Here is a 24,940-nt window from a genome sequence, read left to right on the forward strand (position 1 = left end):
CCCCGACTCCCACGCCGTCCCCCGCCCCGACCGGGCCGGCCTTCTTCGTGGCGACCAACGGCAACGACAAATGGTCGGGCAAGCTGGCCACCCCCAACGCGGCGGGCACCGACGGGCCGAAGGCGACCCTGACCGCCGCCCGCGACGCCATGCGCGCCGACCCGACCATCGACGTGACCTACGTCCGCGGCGGCGACTACTACATGAAGGACATGCTCTGGCTGGACGGCCAAGACAGCGGGGTCCGCTTCGCCGCCTACGGCAGCGAGAAGCCGGTCTTCCACGGCGGCTCGCTGGTCGACAACTGGGTGTCGCGCGGCAACGGCCTGTACAGCGCGCAGCTTCCCGGCGGGTCCAAGGCGGTGCTCGACCTGTCGATGGACGGCGACCGCCAGACGGTGGCCCGCACGCCCAACGCCGACCCCAGCCACCCCATCGACGGCGGCTGGCTGATCGCCACCAAGGCCGGGGCCAACGCCTACACCCAGTTCGGCTTCAAGGCGGGGGCGATCCCGACCTATTCCAGCACGGACGGGTTGATGGTCAGCGTGTTCAGCCAGCACGGCTACGACAACATGACCGTGCCGGTGAAGAGCATCGACTACGGCAGCAACACCATCACGCTGGCCCAGAGCACCTACGACGCGCTGGGCGCCGGCAGCCGCTTCTACCTGTTCAACGGCAAGGACCAGCTCGACGCCCCGCGGGAGTGGTTCTTCGACAAGGCCTCCAACCAGGTGCTGTTCAAGCCGGACGGCGGGGCGGTGGCCGGGCACAAGGTCGTCGCGGCGCAGCTTCCCGTGCTGATCGGGCTGGGCGGTGCGAAGAACGTGACGATCGAGGGGCTGACCCTGACCGACGGCGCGCCGGACGGCCACGCGGTCTACGCCAACAACGCCGCCGGCCTGACCTTCAAGAACAACACCGTCACCAACACCGGCTACGGCATCACGGTGGAGGGCAGCGCCAACAGCACCGTCTCCGGCAACCATTTCGCCGAGACCGGGCGCGAGGCCGTCTACGTCAAGGCGGGGTCCAACTTCACGAAGGTGTCGGACAACCTGATCCAGCACGCCAGCGCCGTCGACCACGGCGGCGACGCGCTGTGGGTGAACGGCAGCAACGACGTCACCATCACCCACAACCAGATCGAGGACACGCCGGGCAAGGCCATCGCGGTCGGCTCCGTCCAGGCCTCGGGCGACGCCACCTACCGGGCGACGATCACCTACAACAAGATCGTCGGCGCCAACCAGGAGACCAGCGACGGCGGCGGCATCTACCTGATCAACCGCCAGCAGGATCTGGCCGGCCACACCGTCGCCTACAACGAGGTGTCGGGCACCACGGCCTTCGGCAACGTGACCTGGGACGGCAAGGTCTCCCCGACCTTCCTCGACCCGACGAAGCTGGTGAGCTGGGGCATTTATCTGGACGACTGGACCAGCGGCACCACGGTGAAGGGCAACGTCGTCCACGACAACGTCGGCGGCATCTTCCTGCACGGCGGCTGGAACAACACGGTGACCGACAACATCCTGGCCGACAATCTGGGCACCCAGATCGGCCTGCAGCAGAGCGTCGGCTGGGGCGGCTGGAAGGGCACGCCGATGGCGAACAACACCATCACCCAGAACATCGTCGACGCCGGGGACGGCCGGGCGGTGGCACTCGACGGGCCGAAGACGGCGGGGACCTTCACCGGCAACTTCTACGCCGACCTCAATCCGAGCGAGGCGCTGTTCCAGGCTTGGCCGCAGGTGATGGCGAACGGCGCCACCGGCACGCTGGCGCAGTGGCAGGCCGCCGGCTACGACAAGGGGTCCTTCACCTTCGACCCGCAGTTCACCGACGCCGCGCACGACAACTTCGCGCCGGTCTCCGGTTCGGCGGTGTACCAGCACGGGTTCGACCACCTGCCCTTCGACCAGATCGGCCTGCTGGGCTGAGGATCACGAAAGGCGAAGGGAACCGGGGGCGGGGCGGGAGCGTTATCGCGGCATGGACATCATACGCATCATCCTGGCGCTTCTGCTGCCGCCCGTCGGCGTCTTCCTCCAGGTGGGGTTTGGCGCCCAGTTCTGGATCAACGTGCTGCTGACCCTGCTCGGCTACATCCCGGGCATGATCCACGCGCTGTACGTCATCGTGAAGTACAAGGACCGCTATCCAGCGTGAGTCCCGATATAGCCCTCTCCCCTCTGGGGAGAGGGTGGCCCGAAGGGCCGGTGAGGGGGATGCGCGTGGCGGAGCGTCCGGCAAAAGCGCAACCCCCTCACCCTAACCCTCTCCCCGGAGGGGAGAGGGAATAGTGCGTCTCCCTACGCCGCGCGGACCTTCGCGAGGAAGCCGCTGACCTCCGTCCGCAGACGCGCGGCGGAGCGGCTCAGCTCCTGCGCGCTGCCCAGAACGCGGCCCGCGGCGGTCCCGCCCTGCGAGGCGGCGCCGCTGACCTGCACGATGGCGCCCGACACCTCCGCGGTGCCCGCCGAGGCCTGCTGGACGTTGCGGGCGATCTCCTGCGTGGCGATGCCCTGCTGCTCCACCGCCTGCGCGATATCGTCGGCGATCTGGCTGCTCTCCCCGATGACCTGGGCGATCTCGCGGATCGACTGAACGGTGCGCAGGGTCACGTCCTGGACCCCGGCGATCTGGGCGGTGATGTCCTCGGTCGCCTTGGCAGTCTGGTTGGCGAGGTTCTTCACCTCGCTCGCCACCACCGCGAAGCCCTTGCCGGCCTCGCCGGCGCGGGCGGCTTCGATGGTCGCGTTCAGCGCCAGCAGGTTGGTCTGCTGGGCGATCGAGTTGATGAGCTGCACCACCTCCCCAATCTTCTGCGACGTGCTGACCAAGCCCTCGGCAGTCGCCTGGGTGTCCTCGGCGTTGCGGACGGCGCGGTTGGCGATGTCGGCGGACTGGCGGACCTGCTGGCCGATGCTGCTGACGGACCCGGCGAGTTCACCGCAGGCGGTGGCCACCGATTCCACGTTGGCGGTCGCCTGGGTCGCCGCGGCGGCGACGGTGCCGGCCTGATCGTTGGCGCGCTCCATGGTGGCGTTCAGCGTCTGGGCGGCGCCCTCCAGCTCGGCGGCGGCGTGGGACACCAGCTCGACGATGGAGCCGACGCTGCGCTCGAACTGGTCGGCCAGCCCGTTCATCGCCTCGCGCTTTTCGGCCTCGGCGCGGCGTTCCGTCTCCTCCTTCTCCGATTCCATGCGGCGGGCACGGACCATGTTGTCCTTGAAGACCTGCACGGCGCGGATGATCTCGCCGACCTCGTCGCGGCTGGTCGCCTGCGGCACCGCGATGGTCAGGTCGCCCTCGGCCAGCTTCAGCGTGGTGTCGGTCAGCCGGCGCAGCGGCCGCACCGTCAGGATCGACCACCAGGCGAGCCCGGCGCCGAGCAGGACGGTCACCGCGCACAGCGAGATCATCAGCACCTGGAAGCTCTCGGACACCGTGCGGGCGTGCTTGGCCACCGCCTGGCTCTCGGCCTCCTGGAGGTCGATGAAGGCGTTGATGCGGGCCAGCCACTCGGTGAAGCCGGGGCGGGCCTGCTCGACCAGCATCTTGATGGCGCGGGCGGAGTCGCCGGCCTGGCGCGCCTCGATGACGCCACGGGCCAGCGGCAGGGTCTTGGCCTCGATCTCCTTGATGGAGGCGAGGATCTCCCGTTCCCGGGCGGTGATGTGGGTGCCGGCGGCGAACATGCGGTCCATCTGCTCGGCCGAGCGCGCGTAGTCGGCGGCCAGCCGGTCGATGGTGGCGAGTTCGGCCTTCAGCGCCGCGGCGTCGGACAGGAGCGTGACGTCGCGCAGGCTGATCGCCCGGTCATGCACGCTGCCGCGGAAGTTGATGGCGTAGCGCTGCTTGACGTTGTTGACGTCGTTGATCGTGGAAAGGCTGTCGTTGATGCTGTTGACCTTGTAGATGGCAATGGCCGCCAGGGCGACCATCAGCACCAGGATGCTGGAAAAGCTCAGCATCAGCCGAAGGCCGACCTTGGCGTTTCGGAACCAATTCATTGTCCACACTCCCGCCGGTCCGTATCGTCGAAGACTCGTTGGATGCCGCCGGTCGCCGAAAGCCTGCCGCGCGGCGGAACCGACGATAGCACCAAAGAGTTGATACGGATTTTCCGAGAGATTGGATCAAAAGGAAAATTTTTCAGGACGCGGGAAGGGATGGCTGGGTTGTGGGATTTGTCACAGAAATTCGCCCGCCGTCCGGCTACAGTCGCGCGCGTTCACAACCCCCCTTACGAGACTTCGATGGCCGGTTCCATGCTCAAGCTGCTGCTCGCCCTGTTGCCGCTCGGCGCGTCGCTGCTGATGCTGGCGACGGTCCAATGAGGGTGCGGGTCACGAGTTGATGACCCGCCGCACCATCTCGTAAATCCCCATCCGCCGCAGTCCCCCCTGGAGGGCGGCGCGCAACGGCGCCGGGATGGACAGCAGGCGCCGCGGCTCGATCCCCGCCCGGCGCGTCTTCTCGAACGCCGCCCGCTCGTCGTAGGCGACCCACCGGACACTCACCGTCTTCCGGCCGGTGTCGAACAGCATCCAGGTCGCCCGCCGCTCGTCGCTGCGCGGCTCCCCCACCGTGCCGGGGTTGAGCAGGAAGCAGGAGCCGCCGCGCAGGGCGACCTCGCCGTCGGGATCGTGTTCCCACAGCTCGCCGTTGCGGTATTCGTGGATGCCGAGCCGGTGCGTGTGCCCATAGGCGCAGACGCGGGCGCCGGAAGGATGGGCGAGCAGGGCCTGCGCCGTGCGCCGCATCCGGTCCTCGCTGTTCAGCCGGACCAGCTCGCAGCCCCGGTCCACATGAAGCGCCCCATGAACGGCGACGAGATGCTCGCCGACATTGGTCTTCAGCGGCAGGGCGGACAGCCACGCCACATCCTCCGGCGGAAGGCGCTTGCGCGTCCAGGCGATGGCCCGGATGGCACGGACGCTGAAGCCGTCGGTGGGGATCTGACGGGTCACCGCGCGGTCGTGGTTGCCGGCGACGCAGACCGCCCCGGCCTCGCGCAGCAGCCTGATGCAGGGCGACGGGTCGGTGTTGTAGCCCACCACGTCGCCCAGGCAGACGACGCGCTCCACCCCGGCGCCGCTCATGTCGGCCAGCGTGGCCTCCAGCGCCTCACGGTTGGCGTGGATGTCCGACAGGATGCCGATCCTCATCGCCGCGGCACCCTCACTGGGCCTTCATCGCGCCGCCGGGCGCGCCGTGGGACGCGCGCGACGGCAGGAAACGGGCGAGCTGGTTGTGCAGGAAGGGCATGGGGTCGTCGAGCGCGATGGCCTTGGCCTCGCAGCCCAGCACCCAGGGCAGCCACGCGGCCATCGACAGGCCGCTGTCCTTGGCGGCCAACCGGTCCTTGGTGATGTGGCACCAGCGCGCCCCGGCCCGCGCCTTGCCCACCGCCGGACGCGGCAGGCCGAGACGGTCGGCGTGGACCAGCGCCGGCAGGTTCACCCCGGCCACCGCCCCCAGATGGTGCCACAGGTTGAAACGCGGGTTGACCTCCAGCAGGTGCAGCGAACCGTCGGGGGCGCGCTTGAAGTCGAACTTGGCGACGCCGCGCAGGCCCAGCCGATCGGTCAGCGACCGGCCGAGCGCCGCCACGTCCGGCGCGTCGGTGATGGTCAGCGCGGTGCTGTGCCCGTAGGCGAGCGGGTAGGTGCGGATCTTGGCCCCGGTGAACTCCCCGGCCACGCTTCCGCGCTCGTCCACATAGACGTGGTAGCTCTCGATCCGGGTCTCCGGGCCGGGGATCATCTCCTGGACCAGCAGGTCCAGCCCGACCGTCGCCAGCCGCGGCCACAGGGCGCGCAGCTCGTCCGCGGAATCGACCTGGATGGCCTTGGCGAAGCCGTCCGCCTCGTCCCACACCCGGCGGCGGGTCAGCGGCTTGACGATCAGGGGGAAGCGCAGGTCCACCACGTCGGGTGCGGCCTCGCGGGTCGGATACAGGCGGCGGGTCGCCGGGACGGGCAGGTCCAGCCGCTCGGCCAGCGCCTGGAAGCGGCCCTTGTCCACCAAATCCTCGACCAGCTCGGCGTCGGCGATGGCGAAATGGAAGCCCTCGGCCAGACGGTCGCGGTGGCGCGAGACGAGCAGGAGCTGGGTGTCGTCCTGGAAATAGAGGACCGGCTTTTCCGGCTGGCCCTTGGCGAAGGCCATCATCACCTCGACCAGCCCGTCCGGGTTGCGCGCCGGGTCGTCCCACAGGATGGCGTCCCTGGTGAAGCGGGAGTGCAGGGCGGGGGCGCCGGGATGGGTGACCACGGCGCAGCGCAGCCCGGCCAGCCCCAGCGGGCGCACCATGTCCATGTCGCCCATCACGCAGGCCAGGGCGGCGTTGGCGACGGAGTTCGCGGCGGGGGTGTTTCTCATGTTCGGCATCCTCCGACCGCCCCGTCGGCGGCCCTGCTGTTGCGTCTTCAGCGGTTCATCAGGGGAAGCGGGCTGCGGATCAGCCGCCTCATCCGGTCGGTCAGCCCGGCCTTGACGCGGCGCAGGCGGGTGTCGATCTGGCGGCTCAGCCGGTCGGGGCCGAGCGCGATCCAGTTCATCGGCTGCTCGGTGTTGGACAGCAGCGGCTTGTGCCCCGCCGGGGTGGACATGAAGTCGTAGCAGTCCTCGCCGCGGGCCAGCGTGTCCTCGATGGCCAGGACATGGGCGACCAGACCGGGCTTCAGCCGGTTGTCGGCCTCGTAGGCGAAGCCGCCCTGATAGTTCATCACCCGCCCGCGATGGACGAAGTTGTAGAGATAGCCGATGACCGCGTCTCCGGCGCTGACCCGGCACAGCCGCACCGCTCCCGCCGGCACGCCTTCGGCGATCAGCCGCTCGTGAAAGGGGCGGAAGGCCGGGTTGGAGAAGGCGCCGGACTGGCCGCGGGCGTTCCAGCTCGCCTGATGCAGGACTTCCATGGCGTGGAAATCCTCCAGCGCCTCGTCCGCCGTCGCGGCGACGCGGTAGGTCAGCGGGCCGCGCTCCGTGTAGAGCCGCATGGCCCGGCGCACCGCGGCGCGGGTGTTCTTGCCGAGGTTGGCGAGATAGCCGGCTCCCTGCCGGCGCACGCCCTCCAGGTCGACCCACTGGCAGCTGTCGGCCACCCGGACCTGCAGCGTGTGGCCCTGCCGGGCCGCCGCCAGCCGCACCGCCGCTTCCGCCGCCGGCTCCAGCCCGCCCAGCACCAGCTCGTCCCAATTGGTCAGGCGGCGCCCCAGCCAGTCGAAGCAGGCGGCCAGCACGGCGTCCGCGCAGCGCCGGTCGGCGAGGATGCCGTTGTACTCCACGAAAATCCGGTCGAAGGTCCGTTCCCCCGTCTCGTGCAGCAGCCAGCAGCGGGTGCGCAGAAGACCGAAGCGCCACTGGGTGCGCGGGCAGAGGAGCGCCAGCCCGACGACCCGCCCGCCGCGCCGCGCCACCAGCGCGTGGGGCCGTGTGCCGCGCGGCAGGGAGGCCAGCCAGTTGCCGATCCATTGCCAGCTCAGAAAGAAGGACCCGTCGGCGCGCCGCTCCAGATCAATCCAAATCGTCTCGAATTCTTTCTGGTTTTCCAGAGGCTGCAAGCTGATGTCGATGCTGTCGCCGTCGTCCTCGACAAGAGTCCTCATGTCCATGGGCTCGGTCTTCCCGGGGGATGTTGACGAAAGGGGCGGCTTCAGATGTCTACGTGCAGAGAATGGGATTGGATCGATGTTTCGAAATCTTTGATATCATCCGATCTTTTCTGTGCTCCGGCATCTGCATCATGTACGGATGAGCAAGACAAAAAACGCGGTGGCGGAAGGTGGGGTGCGCCGTCCCGGTGGGGGAACCCGTCCGGGTCATCCGGGGTATCGGGCGGTGATGCGCCGGCGCAATGGATGTGTCCGTCTGCCCTGCGGATGATGGTCCGCCCGATGCCTTGGGCCGGGGTGCTGGCCATTGGTCAAGGTCCAAAGGCAAGTCTTATGGCCGCTCTCGTGGAAGACCGTTGTCCTTGCGGGCTTTCCTCTCCATCTCTTGAGTCCATGGGTTAGGCATCGGAAAGGACCGGCCCCGTGACCACGCCCGAAGAAGCCCTGCCGTCGCGTCTGGAACGCGCCTGCGCCGAGCGGGGGTTGAAGATGACCGGCCAGCGCCGGATCATTGCCCGCGTCCTGTCGGAAGCCGCCGATCATCCCGATGTGGAGGAGGTCTACCGCCGCGCGGCGGCGATCGACGCCGGGATCAGCCTGGCGACCGTCTACCGGTCGATGCGGCTGTTCGAGGAGATCGGGATCATCCAGCGCCACGATTTCGGCGACGGGCGGGCCCGCTACGAGGAGGCGCGCGGCGATCACCACCATCACCTCATCGACATCGAGACCGGCGAGGTGGTGGAGTTCCAGGACCCGGAGCTGGAGGCCGCCGTCACCCGCATCGCCCGCCATCTCGGCTTCGACATGATCGGGCAGCGGCTGGAGATCTTCGGCCGGCGCATCCAGCGCAAAGGCCCGGAGACGGCCTGATGGTGGCGGATCGGAGACCCAGGCCGGAGGGCGATCCGGCGGAGCGTTTCGCCGCCTGCGAGGCGGCGGTCTGCGGCTGCCGCCCGGTGGTGGAGCGCGCCTACCGCGAGCTGGTCGATTGCGGGCGCCCCGACCGCCACGCGCTGGAGGCCGCCACGGTGGTGCTGCGCTGGCATCATCCGGAGCTGGACGTGCCGCAGGCGGTCCAGATCGTCGAACGCTGGGTGGTCGCCGAGGACCGGCTGCATTGATGGCGGCGGCACCGGGGATGCATTGAACTTGCCTTGGCCGGCGGAGCGGTTCTAAAGCTCTGTCCCTTCCGCGACACCGCAGGGACATCCATGGACGCCGACGCCGAACGCCGCCTGACCGAGCTGGAATCCCGCCTCGCCCATCACGAGCGCATGGCCGAGGAGATGTCCGCCGTCCTGTTCGAGCAGGGGCGGACCCTTGACCTCATGACCGCGCAGATGCGCCGCCTGCGCGACCGCATCGCGGAGCTGGAGTCCGGGGTGTCCCGCTCGCCCCAGGACGAGCCGCCTCCGCCCCACTATTGATGTCCTTTTCGGACGCCTATCGCATCTTCCAGCCGCCGCGCGGGCCGCACCAGCCGAGTTGCGGGCCGGTCGGCGGCTGGCGCGAGCAGTCGGCCTGGGCGCAGCCGCAGGCGGGGAACAGACAACGGTCGCCGTTCACGTCGGTGGCCTGGACGGCCAGCTCGTAGCGCGTGCCCCGCATCAATTGCGCGCCCGCCGCGCTGTTGCGCTCGTAATGCTCGACGACGGCGAGCAGACGCAGCATGCGGGCACGCTGTCCCTTGGTGTCGAGGCTCATCTTCCAATCTCCCGCCATGGCCGTCCGAGTCGTGCTCCGATGGACATGAAACGGCAGAAAAGGTCCAAGGCTCCAGCGTGCAACGGCTTTACCCACCGCTGGCCGGACGCCCGCCGGACGCGGTTCCCCGCTTGGCGGAGGCTTGGCCGCGGGGCCTAGGACCACGGTGAAATCAATGGCGGGAAGACATGCCGCCACACGTTTCGGACGGCGGAAGCCCGTTCCGACGGACGTTGCCGCAGCGGCTCCGAAAAGTGGAGGTTTTATGGGAAACTTCCCCATTTGCGCTGTATCCCGTTGTGTTTTCAATTTTGCTTGGCAAAATTGTTTGCCGTCCCGCCTCGCGGGGCGAGGCCGGGTCGGCCCACCCGCAGGCTCATGGTCCGGATCATGCGACTGGTTGGAAGACGATTGATGAAAGCCATCGGTGTGTATCTTCAATTCTGTGCCGCGATTCTTGTGGCGGGTTTCCTGGTGACGCAGACGAACAGCGCGTTCGCCGCGAACGACACCGCGCTGACGGCTGCGGAGTTGCGGACTCTGATTATCGGAAACAGCCTGGTCCGGACCGCCGAGACGTTTCAATTCAGCCCGAACGGAAAATTTCGGTACACAGACCGCGAAGAGGGCAAGTCGTCCATCGGTCTGTGGGAAATCAAGAAGGCAAAAGTCGATTACAAGGGTGGCCGGGTCGACGACATGCTTTGTCTGGCGGTCGGCCGCTCGGAAAAGAAGTCTTTCCAGTTCATGCCGTGCCTTCGCATGTTTCCGGACGACGAGGGGCGCAAGGGCGTCTATCTCGGTGTTTCCGCCGATTGCCGGAACACCGATACGGACATGACGGAGTGCAATTTCGCGGACAGGACGTTCGGATACTACGCCGTGCAGCGCAGCAGCGACGACGCCAGAGTGTTCGACGCCAATTACGTGGACAACAAGAACGGCACGGTCACGGATCGGAGGACCGGCCTGCAATGGATGCAGTGCTCGCTGGGCCAGCAGAAGGTGGGCCGGCAACAATGCCACACCGACCCGACGGTGATCGTTGGTGGCTTGTCCGTGGCGGAAAAGGTCGTGCAGGACTTCAACCGCAAGGGTGGCTTCGCCGGAAAGTCCGACTGGCGGCTTCCCACCATCGACGAGTTGAAGTCTCTGGTCATCTGCTCCAACGGCAAGCCCACCCCGTTGAAGAACGACGAGCAGTGCAACTACCCACTGCCGGCGGGGATGTCCGGTGACTTCGGCAAGCCGACCTTTGACAGCGTGTTCTACGGCCGCTCCACCTCCTACCTGACCACGAGCAAGGAGACGATGGAGGGGTTGGGGGGCCTGTGGGGGCCGGGAAGCGTGTGGGTCGTCGATTTCTCCACCGGCGGCGGCAGCATCGCGGCTCCTTTCATGCTGGCCGACGAGAGGACGGCCAAGATATCCCCCTTCCTCGTCCGTCTCGTCCGCAAGGCGAAGTGATCGGCCATCGGTTGCCTCCTTCGCCCGAGCCTTGCTGGTTGGGACAAGCCCAGTCGTTGGAACATGAAGGTGTGACATGATCGGCCGCATCCGGCGCAATCTGGTCCTTCCTCTGCTCGTGTCGGCGCTGCCCGGTCTCCTGCCGCCGGCTCCGGCCATCGCGGGCAACACCTTCGACGATGATGAATTCGACCAGTTCTACGAGGAGAACGCGGCCCAGCAGCCGGATGCCAAATGCTTCCAGCGGGATGATTTCAACGCCTGCATGGAGCTGGTCGGCAAGCGGGGCCGCACGAACCGCCATATCGTGGAGAAACTCAGCGAGATCGCCGGAAAAAGCCGGCAGCGCCATCAGTTGGAGACGCTGCTCGCTCTGCCGGGCCTGCATTACGAGCAGGATCTGCTGGCCTCCGTCACGAGCAACCTTCAGGCGGTGTACCGTCGGGATGCCAAGGCGACGCGCGACGGGTCGGACTACCTGAAATCCTTCGCCGTCCGGGCGAACGAGGAGGATCTGAAATCCCTCCTGACCCTGGCTTCGACCGACATCCTGTACCGGGCGCTGTCCGACGAGAACGTGACGAAGACGATCTGGGACAAATCGTTCCGCGGTCAGGCCGCGCAGCGCTTTCTCGCCGAGGGGGGAGCGAAGGGGTATTTCTACGCCTTCGCCGCAACCGGCGATTCCCAGCATCTGCGCAAGGCGATGGATCTGGTCGGTCCGAATTCCGCCGGGTTTGCGCCGGATCTCTATTCCGCCTACGCCAGGACATTCGTCGGCAGCATGGATGGTGCCGCCGCCTATGCGCGCCATGTCGAGAAATGCTCGAACTGCGACAAGGCCACCCTGTATTCGTTCGTCGGACAAATCCCCGATTTCGGACGGAACACGTCGCTGAGCGGTTTTCTCGCCTCGCCGGAATACGCGTTCTACTTCTCGAAGCTCAGTTACTCGGTCGAGGAGAAACCCGACGGGCAGACCTATCGGGCAATCCTGTCCGCCCGTGGGAAATCGCTCGCCTTGGACGCGTCCGGGTCCTGTGTCGAGACCGGCACGGAGTCCGAGTCCGTTCGCCTTGGCTTCGGCGAGCATTTCGTGGCCACCCTGTCCTCCGGCCGCGAGGTGGAGGGGAAGCTCCAGCATTATCGTGTGCTGCGATGCACGCTTTCCGATCCGGCGCTCGCGACGGTGAGGCGCCTTGCCAGCCGTGGCAAGCTGGACCTGGCCGAGCGTGGGTGGAAGGCGCGGATCGCCGACGGCGAGGAATTCGTGCTGGGGGCCGCGATTTCCTCCTCGTCGTCCTCCTCACCCAGCCCGCAGCGCAGGGAACCGGAAAGGGCGTCAAGCCGTCAGCCGGACAGCAGGCCGGCCACCGGCGTCAAGACCGTGCGCAAGGCCGATCTTGTCGCGGGGGTGCAGTATCATCAGATCGTCTGTCAGAACGGCAGCTCGAAAATCGTCGGGCAGCACGCCGACGGCCGATGGCGCGACAGCGTCCTCGGGGAGATGGGCGACCGTTTCCGCAACATGTCGCTGACGGCGTTGGGCAACGAGATTTGCGGGTAGCGGCAACCGCCGCGCCGAACCTTCAGGGTGCGCTGCTCCTCATCGCCTCCGCGGCCGTGTCCCGATCGCCGCCGGGAACCTTGCCGGGGGCGGGCGGCAGGCCGGCCGTCCAGCGGATGCCGCGGTTGCGGCCCGCGCGCTTGGCCTGATAGAGCGCCTGATCGGCGCGGCGCAGGGTTTCCGCCACGTCGGGCGAATCCTCGGGCCACAGCGCGATGCCGAGGGAGCAGCCGACCCGCACCGCCTCGCCCCCGATGCTCACGGGCTCGTTCACCGCTTCGATGATGCGGCGGGCCAGCCCGTCCAGGTCCGGCGGCTCGGCGCCGGCGCGCTGCGGCAGCACGGCGGCGAACTCGTCGCCGCCCAGCCGGGCCACCACGTCGTCGCCGCGGAAGCAGGCGGCCAGCCGCTCCCCCACCTGGCGCAGCACGAGATCGCCGGCGTCGTGGCCCAGCCGGTCGTTCACCGGCTTGAAGCCGTCCAGGTCGATGTAGAGGAAGGCGGCGGAACCGTTGCCGGCGGTGGTCGCCTCCACATACTGTTCGAAATAGCGGCGGTTCGGCAGGCCGGTCAGCCGGTCCTGGTAGGCGATGTCCTCCAGCCGGACCAGGGCGGCGTCGCGGTGGGTCAGCCCGTCCACCAGATCGCGCAGGGTGGCCGACAGCGAAGTGATCTCGGCGCTGCCGCCCAGCACCGGCATTTCCGCCCCGCGCTCGCCGCTGCGGATGCGTTCCGCCGCCCGGGCGATGCGGCGCAGCGGCCGCGTGACCCGCCCGGCGGCCATCCAGCCAAGCGCGCTGAACAGCAGCACCATGGCGCCGCCGGCCAGCACCGTCTCGATCATCTGCGCGGTGGCCGGGGCGTAGGCGACGGCCAGCGGCTGGCGGGCGACCACGCTCCAGCCCAGGCCCGGATAACTCAGATAGCCGTTGCCGTAGGCGTAGCCGGTCAGGTAGCGCTGCCCGTCCGGCCAGCGTTCCACGGTCCAGCCGCTCTCGTTCTTCTGCGCGCTCCGCACCGCCGTGATGTCGAGGGGGGTGCCAAGCAGCTCGCGGGGGCCGAGCAGCACCGTGCGGTCGGCCGCGACCACGATCAGCTCCAGCTCCGCGCGGCCCCGCATGGTGTCCATCAGGGAGCGGCGGATCTCGCGCGTCCATTCCCAGCTCAGATGGGTGGCCAGCACGCCGATGACCTCGCCCCGGTCGTTGTGCACGGGGGTGGAGATGTCCACGAACTTCATGGCCTCGCCCGTCGGGTTCGGCAGCAGATAGGCCAGCATCACCGCGTCGTGCACGTCGCCGACGAACTGCGTTTTCTGTCCGTTCTGGAAGACCGGGCGCTTGGAGATGTCCACGCCGTCCAGCAGACCGCCGGTGGCGGCCAGCACCTTGCCCGTGGTGTCGGTCACGCCCATCCAGGACACGGTCGGGAAGAAACCCTGGAATTGCTCCAGCAGCCAGCGCAGCCGGACCGGGTCGCCCATGGCCGGCGTGATGCCCAGCTTGGCCAGCATGCTGATCTCGCTGGCGCGCGACCACATGGAGCGGTCCAGCCGGTCGGCCATGTTGTGCGCGGCCTCGGCGAGCGAGTGCCCGATCTCGCTCTCGATCCGCTCGCGGGAGCGCAGGCCGGTCAGTGCCGCCAGCACGACGGAGACGCCAAGGACAAGAACGGCGCCGGTCAGAGCCACCGTCGTCCGCAGACCGCGTTCCCTCGCCATGACGCCCGGCCGCTCCCTTCAACACCCCGCCGCCGTTCCGTCAGGAAGACCGCATACGAAGGTTCTATCAACTTCGGCCAGGTTTCAAAAGTGACATTGGCGGCGGACGAGGCATACCGGCGCATGAAAGTGTCGGGGAGGCGGGTCAGCGGGCGGGGCGGACCCCCACGGCGGTGCGGCGGCAATCGGACAGGATGTTGCCGACGGTGACGCGCTCCCGTTCGTCCATGGTCAGCTCCCACCGCGCCTTCACGGCGATCCAGCCCGCCACATAGGCGCAGATGTACGCCTCGCGCGGCGGCAGCCAGTCTTCCGGCCCCTTCGATCCCTTGGCGCGGTTGGCCGCCGCCGAGACGGTGACGAGGGTCAGCGGGTCGCTCAGGTCGTTGGCGTAGGCGGCGCGCTTCTCGCGCGGCCAGTCGTAGCCGCCGCTGGCGTAGGCCTCCTCCAGCGGCACGCGGTGGTCGATGTCCACCTGCTTCGGTTCGGTGAAGGTTTCCCCGGTGTAGGGGTCGTTCCACACGCCGGACAGCACCGAACAGCCGTTGGCCGACAGCGTCGCCGGCTTCGCGGAGTCACGGATCAGCACCTGCTCGCGCGTGTTGAGGCATTTGGAGTTCATGGTCAGCCAGTGCGGCCACTCCTCCCGCACATAGCCGCGGCGGCGTTCCTCCGTCACCTGGATGCGGTCAAGCTGGGCGGCGACGGCGGCGTAATCGATGCTGGCGTCCGGGACGGGGCGCGGGATCGGGCGGGGGCGCTGGGTCTTCTCCTCGCCGAGGATGGAATCCAGCGTGCCGGGCGGGACGAGGTGGAAGCGTTCGGCGGCATAGACCGCGGCCAGCACCAGCAGAACGGCGACCAGACCGCCCAGCGTCAGGGGGCGGCCCCTCCGGCCTCCCTGCGGTCCCCGCGGTGCTCCTCCGCCTCTCCGTCGTGCCATGCCTTGCGTCCCTCAGCCGGATGTGCGCCATACGTGGATATGATGGCAGGCGTGTTCTATGGCGCTTTGGCAAAGCGGTGCAACGACGCTGGAGGGGGGCAGGGTCCGTTGGGCGTCACGGTCCCAGGGCAATCGCTTGACGAGGCGCGGCGCTTGGATGGAAGACAAGATCGACACGGATTTCACGGATTCGGGCACGGATTTCACGGATTCATCGAAGCCGGGCCGGCGTCGAAGCGCATGGGAAGCGCACGGGATGCATAACTCCGTGAAATCCGGTCCCAATCCGTGAAATCCGTGTCGATTTTTGCCGGCGTCTCCCGCGTGCCGCCGTCAGGCGATTGCCCTGGTCACGGTCCCTGTGAAAAAGACGCGGCGTAAAAAAGACGCGGCGGAGTCCGGGACGGACCCCGGACTCCGCCGCCGCTCACCCCATGGCCGGAAGCCGATCCAGGAACTTGTCGAGGGTGATCGGGTACTCGCGCACCCGCAGGCCCGTCGCGTTGTGGACCGCGTTGGCGACCGCCGCGCCCACGCCGCACAGGCCCAGCTCGCCCACCCCCTTGGCCTTCATCGGCGAGGAGATCGGGTCGGTCTCGTCGAGGAAGATCACCTCCTGGTGGGGGATGTCGGCGTGGACCGGCACCTCGTAGCCGGCGAGGTCGTGGTTGACGAAGAAGCCCGTCCGCTTGTCGAGCGCCAGCTCCTCCATCAGCGCGGCGCCGACGCCCATGGTCATGGCGCCGATCACCTGGCTGCGCGCCGACTTCGGGTTCAGGATGCGGCCCGCCGCGCAGACCGCCAGCATCCGCCGCACGCGGATCTCGCCGGTCGCCGCGTCCACCGCGGCCTCCACGTAATGGGCGCCAAAGGTCGATTGTTGGTACTTTTTGTCGAGGTCGCCGTATTCGATGCCGTCCTCGGCGGACAGGCCGTCGGCGCCCGCCGCCTCGGCCAGCGGCACCTTGCGGTTGCCGGCGATCACCTGTCCGTCCTCGAACCGCGCGTCGGCGGAGTTGACGCCAAGCTTCTGGGCCACCGCCTCGCGCAGCTTCACGCAGGCGGCATAGACCCCGGCGGTGGCGTTGTTGGCGCCCCACTGACCGCCCGATCCTGCGGACACCGGGAAGCTCGAATCGCCCAGCCGCACCGCCACCTTGTCCAGCCCGACCCCCATCATCTCCGCCGCGGTCTGGGCGATGATGGTGTAGCTGCCGGTGCCGATGTCGGTCATGTCGGTCTCGACCGTGACGATCCCGCGCTGGTCCAGCCGCACCCGCGCCGCCGACTTGGTCAGCAGGTTGTTGCGGAAGGCCGACGCCACCCCCAGCCCGACCAGCCAGCGCCCGTCGCGCACCTGACCCGGCTGCGGGTTGCGCTTGGCCCAGCCGAACCGCTCCGCCCCCAGGCGCAGGCACTGCACGAGCTGGCGCTGCGAGAAGGGCCGGTTGGGATCGGCGGGGTCGGTCTGGGTGTCGTTGCGGATGCGGAACTCCACCGGGTCCATGCCCAGCTTCTCCGCCATCTCGTCCATGGCGACCTCCAGCGCCATCATGCCCGACGCCTCTCCCGGCGCGCGCATGGCGTTGCCCTCGGGCAGGTCGAGCGTGGCGATGCGGTTGCCGATCAGGCGGTTCGCCCCGGCGTAAAGCAGCCGCGTCTGGTCGGTCGCCGTCTCCTCCGAACCGCCGGGCAGGTTGCCCGACCAGCCCTCATGGGCGATGGCGGTGATCGTGCCGTCCGGCGTGGCGCCGATGCGGACGCGCTGGATGGTGGCGGGGCGGTGCGTGGTGTTGTTCATCATCAGCGGCCGCGACAGCCCGACCTTGACCGGCCTCCCGGCCTCCCGCGCGCCGAGCGCCGCCAGCAGCGCGTCGGCGCGCAGGAACAGCTTCCCGCCGAAGCCGCCGCCGATGAAGGGGGAGATGACGCGCACCTTGTCCTTCGGCATCTTCAGCGTCGCCGACAGGTCGGTCACCATCCAGTCGATCATCTGGTTGGACGTCCAGACGGTCAGCCGGTCGCCCTCCCAGGCGGCGATGGTCGCGTGCGGCTCCATCATCGCGTGGCTCTCGTCCGGCGTGGTGTAGGTCTCGTCGAGCTTCACCGGAGCCGCCGCGAAGGCGCCCGCGAAATCACCCACGACGGAATCGCCGTCCTTGGTCTTCTCCGCCTTGTCCTTGGCCGCCGCCAGATCATAGGCGCCGTCCGCGGGGGTGTAGTCGATGCGGACGAGCCCCGCGGCGGTGCGCGCCTGCTCGAAGGTCTCCGCCACCACCAGGGCGACGGCCTGCTGGTAATGCTCGATCTCCGGCCCGCCGAGCAGGGTCGCGGTGTTGCGCTTGCCCTTGTCGAGGGAGCCGGCGTTCTCCGCCGTGACGATGGCGACGACGCCGGGGGCCTTGCGCGCCGCCTCCAGGTCCATCGACGCGATGCGCCCCTTGGCGATGCCCGAGCCGATGACCCAGCCATAGGCGACGTTCGGCGCCACGTCGTGCCATTCATAGGCGTAGGTGGCCTTTCCCGTCGTCTTCAGCGGCCCGTCGATGCGGTCGGTCGGCTTGCCCACCACCTTGAGCTGGTCGATCGGGTTGGTGGTCGCGGGAGTGTCGAACTTCATGACGTCTCAACCTTTCGCTTCGGCCAGCACCGAGGCGAGCGTCCGCTCGACCAGGGTCAGCTTGAATGCGTTGTCGTGCGTCGGCTTCGCATCGGCCAGCAGCCCGGAAGTCACCGCCTTCGCGCCGCGCGGCATCTCGCCCTCGGCGGCCTCGACGCGCCACGGCTTGTGCGCCACGCCGCCGACCGCCACCCGGCCGCTGCCGTCGCGCTGCACCACCGCCGCGACGGAGACGAGCGCGAAGGCGTAGGACGCGCGGTCGCGCACCTTGCGGTAGACGTGGGTGCCGCCGACCGGCTTGGGCAGCGTCACCGCGGTGATGAGTTCGCCGGGCACCAGCGCCGTTTCGATGTGCGGCGTGTCGCCGGGCAGCCGGTGGAACTCCGCGATGGGGATTTTCCGCGTCGTCCCGTCGGCCCGCACCGTCTCCACCGTGGCGTCCAGCGCCCGCATGGCGACGGCCATGTCGCTGGGGTGGGTGGCGATGCAGGCGTCGCTCGACCCGACCACGGCGAGCGGACGGCTGTAGCCGCCGATGGCGGCGCAGCCGCTGCCGGGCTGGCGTTTGTTGCAGGGCTGGTTGGTGTCGTAGAAGTAGGGGCAGCGCGTGCGCTGGAGCAGGTTGCCCGCCGTCGTCGCCTTGTTGCGGAGCTGGCCCGACGCCCCGGCGAGCAAGGCGCGCGACAGCACGCCATAGTCGCGCCGCACCCGCTGGTCGGCGGCGAGCGCCGTGTTGCGGACCAGCGCGCCGATGCGCAGCCCGCCGTCCGGCGTCGCCTCCACGGTGTCGAGCTTCAGCCCGTTGACGTCGATCAGATGGGCCGGCGTCTCGATCTCCAGCTTCATCAGGTCGAGCAGGTTGGTGCCGCCCGCGATGAACTTGGCGCCGGGGCGGCGCTCGACCGCGGCGGCCGCGGCGGCGGGGGAGTCCGCCCGCTCGTAGGTGAAGGGTCTCATGCCTCCCTCCGTGCGACGTTCGAGATCGCATCGACGATGTTGGAATAGGCGCCGCAGCGACAGATGTTGCCGCTCATCCGCTCGCGGTACTCGTCCACGGTGGCTTGGGGCGCGGCGTTGAGGTCGGCGGTGACGTGGCTGGGCACGCCGGCCTTGATCTCGTCCAGCATGGCCACCGCCGAACAGATCTGGCCCGGCGTGCAGTAGCCGCACTGGTAGCCGTCATGCTCCACGAAGGCGGCCTGCATGGGGTGCAGCTTGCCGGGAAGGCCCAGCCCCTCGATGGTGGTGACGCTGCCGCCCTCGTGCATCACGGCGAGCGTCAGGCAGGAATTGATCCGCTGCCCGTCCACGATGACCGTGCAGGCGCCGCACTGGCCGTGGTCGCAGCCCTTCTTGGTGCCGGTGAGGTGCAGATGCTCGCGCAGCGCGTCGAGCAGCGTCGTCCGCGTGTCGAGTTCGAGGTCGCGGCGCTGCCCGTTCACGGTGAAGGTGACCTTGGACAGGACGGGCGACAGGGACGGCGCGTCGGTTCCGGTCGCGGGGGGTGGCATGGCGGTCTCTCCAACGGTGGCCGCCCGCGCCGGCGCCCGGAACGGCGCCGCCGTCAGCGCGGCGGTGGCGGCGGTCCCAAGCAGGAGGCCGCGCCGCGTCATGTCGAGGTCGCCGGAATATCGCATCGGTGAAATCCTCTTCCCTTCCTGGCTGTGATCCCGGCCCACCCTGGATCGGGGCAGGGCGGGGTGCAGACGTGCGGACGGCTCATCCGCTTGTGCGGATGGGGAAAAGCTAGGCCTTGCCGCTGCGGCGATTACCCGCCGGTCTCTGATAAGTCTTATGAAGCCGATCAATGGAACGCGTCGGCCCTGCGGATGGTTGAACGGGGTTTGCCCGGCGCTTCCTCATCCTCCCGCCTTGATCCGCCCGCAACGCCCCGACATGATTGACCGAGGCGGGGAAGTGTCGCCCCCGCAGGCAAAGGGCCGGGCAAAGGAAGGTGAGCGTTGGATCTGCGTCAGTTGCGGTATTTCATCGGCATCGTCGATGAAGGCTCCTTCACGGCCGCGGCTCAGAAGCTGAACGTCGCCCAACCGGCCCTCAGCCACAACATCCGCAACCTGGAGGCGGGCCTCGGAGTCAAGCTGCTGACGCGCGGCGTCCACGGGGTCAAGCCGACCGCCGCCGGCACCCGGCTGTACGAGCATGCGGAGATCATCCTGCGCCACGTCGCCCAGGCGACCGAGCAGGTGCGCAACTGCTCGGGCACGCCGAGCGGGCTGGTGACCGTCGGCTTCACCTCCTCGGTGGCTCTGGTGGCGGCGGTGCCCCTGGTGCAGGCGGTCCGCGCCGAGCTGCCCCAGGTGTCGCTGCGGGTCGTCGAGTCCTTCAGCGGGACGATCCTGGAATGGCTGAACGACGACCGGCTGGACTTCGGCTGCATCTACGACGTGACGCGGTCGCGCACCCTGCTGGCCGAATCGCTGGTGCGCGAGGACCTCTACCTGATCGGGCCGCCGGGCGGCGGGGACGGCGCCATCGCCTTCGACGAGCTGGCCGGCAAGGACCTGATCCTGCCGAGCCGCCCGCACAATCTGCGCGACCGCATCGAACGGGTGGCGCGCGAGACCTGCACGATCGTCACCGTGGCGGTGGAGATCAACGGACTCCCCCAGATCAAGACGCTGGTCGCCAAGGGGGTGGGCTATTCGGTCCTGCCGATCTCGGCGGTGATGGAGGAGTGGCGGGCGGGACAGGTCTCGGCCCGGCTGATCGTCTCGCCGTCGCTGCGCCGCTCGGTCCATCTCTGCCGGCCCCGCGGCGCCCCGGTGACCGAGGCCGCGGCGGCGGTGCGCGAGACCTTCCTGCGGGTGGTGCGCGATCTGGTCGGCGGCGGCGACTGGCCCGGCACCCTGCTGCTGGACGAGGCGCCCGCCTCTTCATAGCGCTTCGTTATGCGATGCATGCCCCATCTGTATTGGATCGGGGCCGGTCCGGCTGTTTACCATCGCGGCCTCAGACGATCGGCCCAGACCCACAGCGGAGGCATTCCACAATGACGTCATCCCTGTCGGGACTTCTGGTCGTGTCGCTGGAGCAGGCGGTGGCGGCACCGCTCTGCACGTCGCGCCTCGCCGACGCCGGGGCGCGGGTGATCAAGATCGAACGGCCGGAGGGCGACTTCGCCCGCGGCTACGACGCCGTGGTCCACGGGCAGAGTTCCTATTTCGTCTGGCTCAACCGCGGCAAGGAATCGGTCGTCCTCGACATCAAAAAGCCCGAGGACGCCGAACTGCTGGAGCGGCTGATCGCCCGCGCCGACGTCTTCGTGCAGAATCTGGCGCCGGGCGCGGCGGAGCGGGCGGGCTTCGGCTCGGACGCCCTGCGGCGGCGCCATCCCCGGCTGATCACCTGCGACATCTCCGGCTACGGCGACGACGGCCCCTACCGCGACATGAAGGCCTACGACCTGCTGGTGCAGAGCGAGACCGGGCTGGCCTCCATCACCGGGTCGCCGGACCAGCCCGGCCGCGTCGGCGTGTCGGTGGCCGACATCGCCTGCGGCATGAACGCCTACACCGGCGTCCTCCAGGCGCTGCTGGAGCGCGAGCGCAGCGGCGAGGGATCGGCGGTGGCGGTGTCGCTCTTCGATTCGCTGGCGGAGTGGATGATGGTGCCGCTGATGCACCACGACCATGGCGGCAAGGCGCCGGGACGGGTCGGGCTGATGCACCCGAGCATCGCCCCCTATTCCGCCTTCACCCTGGCCGACGGCCGGCAGGTGGTGCTGTCGATCCAGAACGAGCGCGAATGGGCGGCCTTCTGCGCCGACGTTCTGCTGCGGCCGGAGCTGGCGACCGACGAGCGCTTCGCGACCAACAACCGCCGCGTTGCCAACCGGCCGGAGCTGGACGGCCTCGTCGCCGCCATCTTCCAAACCATGGACCACGCCGAGGCGGTGCGCCGCCTGAACCGCGCGCGCACAGCCTTCGGCTCGCTGAACGAGGTGGCCGACCTGTCCACCCACGCGCAGCTGCGCCGCGTGACCGCCGAGACGCCGGGCGGACCGGTCGCGGTGGTGGCGCCGCCGGTGCAGGTGCGCGGCCGACCCTACGCCTCCGGCGCCGTTCCGGCGCTGGGCCAGCACACCGACGCCGTCCGGCGTGAAGTCTTCGAACAATAAAGAGGGGGAGCATGACCATGGACCATTTGCGCGACTGGATCGGCCGGTCGGAGAGCGCCGAGGACGTCGCGGCGCCGGCGGCGCTGACCGGACTGGCGGCGATGCTCGACCATGACAACCCGCCCTGGCCGGCCGGCGAGGTGCCGCCGCTCGGGCATTGGCTGTATTTCCTGCCCAAGGCCTTGCAGCGCGACATCGCCGAGGACGGCCACCCGCACAAGGGCGGCTTCCTGCCGCCGGTGGAGCTGCCCCGCCGCATGTGGGCCGGCGACACTCTGACCTTCCACCGGCCGATCCGCAGCGGCGAGGCGATCACCCGCCGCTCGACCATCGAGGAGGTCACCCCGAAGGAGGGCCGGTCGGGTCGGATGGTCTTCGTGAAGGTCCGGCACGAGATCAGCACCGCCGCCGGCGTCGCCATCACCGAATTCCACGACATCGTCTACCGCGAGGCCGCCAAGCCCGGCGACGCCCCCGTCCCCGGCGAGCGCCCGGCGGGCGAGGCGGTGTGGCAGCGGCGCATCCAGCCCGACCCGGTGCTGCTGTTCCGCTATTCGGCCCTGACCTTCAACGGCCACCGCATCCATTACGACCGCGACTATTGCCGCGACGTCGAAGGCTATCCGGGGCTGGTGTTCCACGGCCCGCTCAGCGCGACCATGCTGATGGACCTGTTCCTGCGCGAGAATCCGGGGGCGCGGGTGACCGGCTTCCGCTTCCGGGCGAAGCGGCCGCTGTTCGACATCCATCCGCTGACCCTGTGCGGCGCGCCGACCGAAACCGGCGCCACGCTGTGGGTGACCGACCACGAGGGCTTCGTCGCCATGTCCGCCGAGCTGGAGGCCGAACGGTCATGACGGCGGCAACCTGCGACACGGCTGGAGGAAACGTCTGATGTCCCTGCCGTACCGATCCTATCTCTTCGTCCCCGCCGACAACGCCAAGCTGCTGGAGAAGGCCCACCAGCGCGGGGCGGACGCCCTCATCCTCGACCTCGAGGACGCGGTCCTGCCCGCCGGCAAGCCGGAGGCCCGCTGCGGTCTCCCCGCGCCGATCGACCGGCTTCACGGGCTCGGCGTGCCGGTGCTGGTGCGGATCAACAGCGGCTGGCGCGACGCCGTCGCCGATCTGGAGGCCGCGGTGCGCCCCGGCGTGGCCGCCCTGGTGGTGCCCAAGACCGAAGACGCCGGGGCGCTGCGCGTCCTCTCCGCGATGATCGCGGAGTGGGAGGCGGAGCGCGGCCTGACGCCGGGCGCCATCGGCCTCGTCGCCCTCATCGAAAGCCCGCTGGGACTGGAGCGGCTGGCCGACATCGCCGCCGTTCCGCGCGTGGCGGCCCTGGCGCTGGGCAGCGAGGATTTCGCCCTGACGCTGGGGGTGGAGCCGACCGAGGCGCTGCTCGCCCTGCCGTGCCGGCAGATCGCGCTGGCCGCCGCCGCCCGCGGCCTCGCGGCGATCGGCCTGCCCGGTTCGCTGGCCGAGTTCCGCGACCTCGACGCCTACCGCGCCATGGTGGCGCAGGCGCGGGCCGTCGGGATCACCGGCGCGCTGTGCATCCACCCGGCCCAGCTGCCCGTCGTCCGCGACGTCTTTTCCCCTTCCGCCGCCGACGTGGCCTGGGCCGGGCGGGTGGTCGCGGCGTGGGACGAGGCCCAGGCGACGGGGCGCGGCGCCGTGCAGGTGGACGGGCGCATGGTCGACCGCCCGGTCGCCGAGCGGGCGAAGGCCATCCTGACGCGCAGCACCCCCACGGCCTGAAACCCAAAGCCTGAAACACGGCAACAATCAAAAAAGCAGGGTAACGAGACATGAAGACCAGCATCGGTCAGGGCTTCGACGAGATCCGCGACGCCGTGCGCGCGCTCTGCGCCGAATTCCCCAGCGAGTACCATCGCCGCATCGACGAGGAGCGCGGCTATCCCGAGGAATTCGTGGACGCGCTGACCAAGGCCGGCTGGATGGCCGCCCTGATCCCGGAGGAATACGGCGGCTCGGGCCTCGGCCTGACCGAAGCCTCTGTCATCATGGAGGAGATCAACCGCTCGGGCGGCAACTCCGGCGCCTGCCACGGCCAGATGTACAACATGAACACGCTGGTCCGGCACGGCTCGGAGGAGCAGCGCCGCCGCTACCTGCCGAAGATCGCGGCGGGCGAGCTGCGCCTCCAGTCGATGGGCGTCACCGAGCCGACCACCGGCACCGACACCACCCGCATCAAGACCCGGGCGGAGAGGAAGGGCGACCGCTACGTCATCAACGGGCAGAAGGTGTGGATCTCCCGCGTCCAGCATTCCGACCTGATGATCCTGCTGGCCCGCACCACGCCGCTCGACCAGGTGCGCAAAAAGTCGGAAGGCATGTCGATCTTCATCGTCGACATCAAGGAGGCGATGGCCAACGGCATGACCGTGCAGCCCATCCGCAACATGGTCAACCACGAGACCAACGAGCTGTTCTTCGACAATCTGGAAATCCCCGCGGAGAACCTGATCGGCGAGGAAGGGCAGGGCTTCAAGTACATCCTGACCGGCCTCAACGCCGAGCGGGTGCTGATCGCGGCGGAATGCATCGGCGATGGCTATTGGTTCGTCGACAAGGTCTGCGACTACACCCGCGACCGTCAGGTGTTCGGCCGCCCGATCGCCCAGAACCAGGGCGTGCAGTTCCCCATCGCCGAGAGCTTCATCGAGGTGGAGGCCGCCAACCTGATGCGCTTCGAGGCCTGCCGCCTCTACGACGCCGGGGAGCCCTGCGGCGCCCAGGCCAACATGGCGAAGTACCTCGCCGCCAAGGCCTCGTGGGAGGCGGCGAACGCCTGCCTGCAGTTCCATGGCGGCTTCGGCTTCGCCAGCGAGTACGACGTGGAGCGCAAGTTCCGCGAGACCCGGCTGTATCAGGTGGCCCCCGTCTCCACCAATCTGATCCTGGCCTACGTCGCCGAGCATGTCCTGGACCTGCCGAAGTCCTACTAATCGCCCGGTTGCATCGGCGCCGGAGGCGGCCTGAAAAAAACCGTCTCCGAATGTAAGCCGATCCGCCTGAAAAGAAGCCGCCTGAAACGAAAAGGGCGGGTGACGGAGCCCGAAGGTCCCGTCACCTGCCCTTTTTCTCTGGGGCTCTGTCCGGCCCCGCCTTGTCAGCCGA

General features: G+C 68.9%; 23 protein-coding genes. 13 read left to right on the forward strand and 10 right to left on the reverse strand.

The window, feature by feature from the left end; genetic code table 11:
• A partial coding sequence (locus tag DXK32_RS27860) for a right-handed parallel beta-helix repeat-containing protein (RefSeq protein WP_162801379.1) occupies positions 1-1,949 on the forward strand: 1,949 nt, incomplete at its 5' end.
• Between the two features lie 52 nt (positions 1,950-2,001).
• Complete coding sequence (locus tag DXK32_RS27865; RefSeq protein ID WP_014197684.1) at positions 2,002-2,178, forward strand: YqaE/Pmp3 family membrane protein; 177 nt, start codon at positions 2,002-2,004, stop codon at positions 2,176-2,178.
• 143 nt (positions 2,179-2,321) lie between these two features.
• Here DXK32_RS27865 and DXK32_RS27870 read toward each other — a convergent pair whose 3' ends face one another.
• Positions 2,322-4,025, reverse strand: a complete 1,704-nt coding sequence (locus DXK32_RS27870) for a methyl-accepting chemotaxis protein (protein ID WP_114861478.1) — start codon at positions 4,023-4,025, stop codon at positions 2,322-2,324.
• A 42-nt stretch (positions 4,026-4,067) separates the two neighbouring features.
• Here DXK32_RS27870 and DXK32_RS32410 point away from each other — a divergent pair, with 42 nt between their 5' ends.
• Entirely contained in the window at positions 4,068-4,352 is a 285-nt protein-coding gene (locus DXK32_RS32410; RefSeq protein ID WP_162801380.1) for a hypothetical protein, read from the forward strand.
• A 9-nt stretch (positions 4,353-4,361) separates the two neighbouring features.
• On the opposite strand, the gene DXK32_RS27875 is transcribed toward DXK32_RS32410, so the two are convergent.
• From DXK32_RS27875 to DXK32_RS27885, 3 genes are read right to left on the reverse strand one after another with little or no spacing between them, the layout of a single operon-like run.
• Positions 4,362-5,183: a metallophosphoesterase family protein gene (locus tag DXK32_RS27875; protein WP_114861479.1), complete on the reverse strand. Its 822-nt coding sequence runs from the start codon at positions 5,181-5,183 to the stop codon at positions 4,362-4,364.
• A 13-nt stretch (positions 5,184-5,196) separates the two neighbouring features.
• The gene (locus DXK32_RS27880; protein WP_114861480.1) at positions 5,197-6,399 is read right to left on the reverse strand and encodes an ATP-grasp domain-containing protein; all 1,203 of its coding nucleotides are present in this window, start codon (positions 6,397-6,399) and stop codon (positions 5,197-5,199) included.
• A gap of 47 nt (positions 6,400-6,446) precedes the next feature.
• Positions 6,447-7,634, reverse strand: coding sequence for a GNAT family N-acetyltransferase (locus tag DXK32_RS27885; protein ID WP_114861481.1), 1,188 nt, complete (start codon positions 7,632-7,634; stop codon positions 6,447-6,449).
• Positions 7,635-8,078: 444 nt separating this feature from the next.
• On the opposite strand from DXK32_RS27885, the gene DXK32_RS27890 reads away from it, so the two are divergent.
• From DXK32_RS27890 to DXK32_RS27900, 3 genes are all read left to right on the forward strand, one after another.
• A complete protein-coding gene (locus tag DXK32_RS27890; protein ID WP_035677391.1) occupies positions 8,079-8,507 on the forward strand; it encodes a Fur family transcriptional regulator in 429 nt (142 codons plus the stop codon).
• Positions 8,507-8,758, forward strand: a complete 252-nt coding sequence (locus DXK32_RS27895) for a hypothetical protein (protein ID WP_114861482.1) — start codon at positions 8,507-8,509, stop codon at positions 8,756-8,758. Before DXK32_RS27890 ends, DXK32_RS27895 begins: the two co-directional genes overlap by 1 nt.
• A gap of 90 nt (positions 8,759-8,848) precedes the next feature.
• Positions 8,849-9,064, forward strand: coding sequence for a SlyX family protein (locus DXK32_RS27900; protein WP_114861483.1), 216 nt, complete (start codon positions 8,849-8,851; stop codon positions 9,062-9,064).
• A gap of 16 nt (positions 9,065-9,080) precedes the next feature.
• Here the strand turns inward: DXK32_RS27900 and DXK32_RS27905 are convergent, their stop codons facing one another.
• A complete protein-coding gene (locus DXK32_RS27905; RefSeq protein ID WP_114861484.1) occupies positions 9,081-9,341 on the reverse strand; it encodes a hypothetical protein in 261 nt (86 codons plus the stop codon).
• Between the two features lie 414 nt (positions 9,342-9,755).
• On the opposite strand from DXK32_RS27905, the gene DXK32_RS27910 reads away from it, so the two are divergent.
• Both DXK32_RS27910 and DXK32_RS27915 read left to right on the forward strand, forming a co-directional pair.
• Complete coding sequence (locus DXK32_RS27910) at positions 9,756-10,808, forward strand: DUF1566 domain-containing protein (protein ID WP_162801381.1); 1,053 nt, start codon at positions 9,756-9,758, stop codon at positions 10,806-10,808.
• Positions 10,809-10,884: 76 nt separating this feature from the next.
• The gene (locus DXK32_RS27915; RefSeq protein WP_114861486.1) at positions 10,885-12,375 is read left to right on the forward strand and encodes a hypothetical protein; all 1,491 of its coding nucleotides are present in this window, start codon (positions 10,885-10,887) and stop codon (positions 12,373-12,375) included.
• Positions 12,376-12,397: 22 nt separating this feature from the next.
• Here DXK32_RS27915 and DXK32_RS27920 read toward each other — a convergent pair whose 3' ends face one another.
• The 5 genes from DXK32_RS27920 to paoA all read right to left on the reverse strand — a co-directional run bounded on the left by DXK32_RS27920 (position 12,398) and on the right by paoA (position 19,295).
• Positions 12,398-14,095 carry a GGDEF domain-containing protein gene (locus DXK32_RS27920; protein ID WP_247877377.1) on the reverse strand — a complete coding sequence of 566 codons (1,698 nt, stop codon included), beginning with the start codon at positions 14,093-14,095 and terminating at the stop codon, positions 12,398-12,400.
• Between the two features lie 145 nt (positions 14,096-14,240).
• Positions 14,241-15,038, reverse strand: coding sequence for an HNH endonuclease family protein (locus tag DXK32_RS27925; protein ID WP_114861487.1), 798 nt, complete (start codon positions 15,036-15,038; stop codon positions 14,241-14,243).
• A 427-nt stretch (positions 15,039-15,465) separates the two neighbouring features.
• The gene (paoC, locus tag DXK32_RS27930) at positions 15,466-17,658 is read right to left on the reverse strand and encodes an aldehyde oxidoreductase molybdenum-binding subunit PaoC (protein WP_114861488.1); all 2,193 of its coding nucleotides are present in this window, start codon (positions 17,656-17,658) and stop codon (positions 15,466-15,468) included.
• A gap of 6 nt (positions 17,659-17,664) precedes the next feature.
• Positions 17,665-18,615, reverse strand: coding sequence for an FAD binding domain-containing protein (locus tag DXK32_RS27935; protein ID WP_114861489.1), 951 nt, complete (start codon positions 18,613-18,615; stop codon positions 17,665-17,667).
• Positions 18,612-19,295 carry an aldehyde dehydrogenase iron-sulfur subunit PaoA gene (gene paoA, locus DXK32_RS27940; RefSeq protein ID WP_114861490.1) on the reverse strand — a complete coding sequence of 228 codons (684 nt, stop codon included), beginning with the start codon at positions 19,293-19,295 and terminating at the stop codon, positions 18,612-18,614. Before paoA ends, DXK32_RS27935 begins: the two co-directional genes overlap by 4 nt.
• A 324-nt stretch (positions 19,296-19,619) precedes the next feature.
• On the opposite strand from paoA, the gene DXK32_RS27945 reads away from it, so the two are divergent.
• From DXK32_RS27945 to DXK32_RS27965, 5 genes are all read left to right on the forward strand, one after another.
• On the forward strand, positions 19,620-20,558 hold the full coding sequence (locus DXK32_RS27945; protein WP_114861491.1) for a LysR family transcriptional regulator: 939 nt from the start codon (positions 19,620-19,622) through the stop codon (positions 20,556-20,558).
• Positions 20,559-20,668: 110 nt separating this feature from the next.
• The gene (locus DXK32_RS27950) at positions 20,669-21,796 is read left to right on the forward strand and encodes a CaiB/BaiF CoA transferase family protein (RefSeq protein WP_114861492.1); all 1,128 of its coding nucleotides are present in this window, start codon (positions 20,669-20,671) and stop codon (positions 21,794-21,796) included.
• A gap of 11 nt (positions 21,797-21,807) precedes the next feature.
• Complete coding sequence (locus DXK32_RS27955) at positions 21,808-22,653, forward strand: FAS1-like dehydratase domain-containing protein (protein WP_348981606.1); 846 nt, start codon at positions 21,808-21,810, stop codon at positions 22,651-22,653.
• Between the two features lie 37 nt (positions 22,654-22,690).
• Positions 22,691-23,554: an HpcH/HpaI aldolase/citrate lyase family protein gene (locus tag DXK32_RS27960; protein ID WP_114861493.1), complete on the forward strand. Its 864-nt coding sequence runs from the start codon at positions 22,691-22,693 to the stop codon at positions 23,552-23,554.
• A 50-nt stretch (positions 23,555-23,604) separates the two neighbouring features.
• A complete protein-coding gene (locus DXK32_RS27965) occupies positions 23,605-24,768 on the forward strand; it encodes an acyl-CoA dehydrogenase family protein (RefSeq protein WP_114861494.1) in 1,164 nt (387 codons plus the stop codon).
• Positions 24,769-24,940 lie beyond the last annotated feature (172 nt).

Source organism: Azospirillum brasilense (genome assembly GCF_003349955.1).
Lineage (GTDB): Bacteria > Pseudomonadota > Alphaproteobacteria > Azospirillales > Azospirillaceae > Azospirillum > Azospirillum brasilense_B.

Excerpts from the sequence above, each read along its gene's own strand:
- DXK32_RS27900 (WP_114861483.1), top strand. The coding sequence starts at position 8,849 with ATGGACGCCGACGCCGAACGCCGCCTGACCGAGCTGGAATCCCGCCTC.
- paoC (WP_114861488.1), bottom strand. The coding sequence starts at position 17,658 with ATGAAGTTCGACACTCCCGCGACCACCAACCCGATCGACCAGCTCAAG.
- DXK32_RS27865 (WP_014197684.1), top strand. The coding sequence starts at position 2,002 with ATGGACATCATACGCATCATCCTGGCGCTTCTGCTGCCGCCCGTCGGC.
- paoA (WP_114861490.1), bottom strand. The coding sequence starts at position 19,295 with ATGCGATATTCCGGCGACCTCGACATGACGCGGCGCGGCCTCCTGCTT.
- DXK32_RS32410 (WP_162801380.1), top strand. The coding sequence starts at position 4,068 with ATGCCGCCGGTCGCCGAAAGCCTGCCGCGCGGCGGAACCGACGATAGC.
- DXK32_RS27925 (WP_114861487.1), bottom strand. The coding sequence starts at position 15,038 with ATGGCACGACGGAGAGGCGGAGGAGCACCGCGGGGACCGCAGGGAGGC.
- DXK32_RS27910 (WP_162801381.1), top strand. The coding sequence starts at position 9,756 with ATGAAAGCCATCGGTGTGTATCTTCAATTCTGTGCCGCGATTCTTGTG.
- DXK32_RS27935 (WP_114861489.1), bottom strand. The coding sequence starts at position 18,615 with ATGAGACCCTTCACCTACGAGCGGGCGGACTCCCCCGCCGCCGCGGCC.
- DXK32_RS27960 (WP_114861493.1), top strand. The coding sequence starts at position 22,691 with ATGTCCCTGCCGTACCGATCCTATCTCTTCGTCCCCGCCGACAACGCC.
- DXK32_RS27965 (WP_114861494.1), top strand. The coding sequence starts at position 23,605 with ATGAAGACCAGCATCGGTCAGGGCTTCGACGAGATCCGCGACGCCGTG.
- DXK32_RS27870 (WP_114861478.1), bottom strand. The coding sequence starts at position 4,025 with ATGAATTGGTTCCGAAACGCCAAGGTCGGCCTTCGGCTGATGCTGAGC.
- DXK32_RS27885 (WP_114861481.1), bottom strand. The coding sequence starts at position 7,634 with ATGGACATGAGGACTCTTGTCGAGGACGACGGCGACAGCATCGACATC.
- DXK32_RS27895 (WP_114861482.1), top strand. The coding sequence starts at position 8,507 with ATGGTGGCGGATCGGAGACCCAGGCCGGAGGGCGATCCGGCGGAGCGT.
- DXK32_RS27920 (WP_247877377.1), bottom strand. The coding sequence starts at position 14,095 with ATGGCGAGGGAACGCGGTCTGCGGACGACGGTGGCTCTGACCGGCGCC.
- DXK32_RS27915 (WP_114861486.1), top strand. The coding sequence starts at position 10,885 with ATGATCGGCCGCATCCGGCGCAATCTGGTCCTTCCTCTGCTCGTGTCG.
- DXK32_RS27880 (WP_114861480.1), bottom strand. The coding sequence starts at position 6,399 with ATGAGAAACACCCCCGCCGCGAACTCCGTCGCCAACGCCGCCCTGGCC.
- DXK32_RS27950 (WP_114861492.1), top strand. The coding sequence starts at position 20,669 with ATGACGTCATCCCTGTCGGGACTTCTGGTCGTGTCGCTGGAGCAGGCG.
- DXK32_RS27955 (WP_348981606.1), top strand. The coding sequence starts at position 21,808 with ATGACCATGGACCATTTGCGCGACTGGATCGGCCGGTCGGAGAGCGCC.
- DXK32_RS27905 (WP_114861484.1), bottom strand. The coding sequence starts at position 9,341 with ATGAGCCTCGACACCAAGGGACAGCGTGCCCGCATGCTGCGTCTGCTC.
- DXK32_RS27875 (WP_114861479.1), bottom strand. The coding sequence starts at position 5,183 with ATGAGGATCGGCATCCTGTCGGACATCCACGCCAACCGTGAGGCGCTG.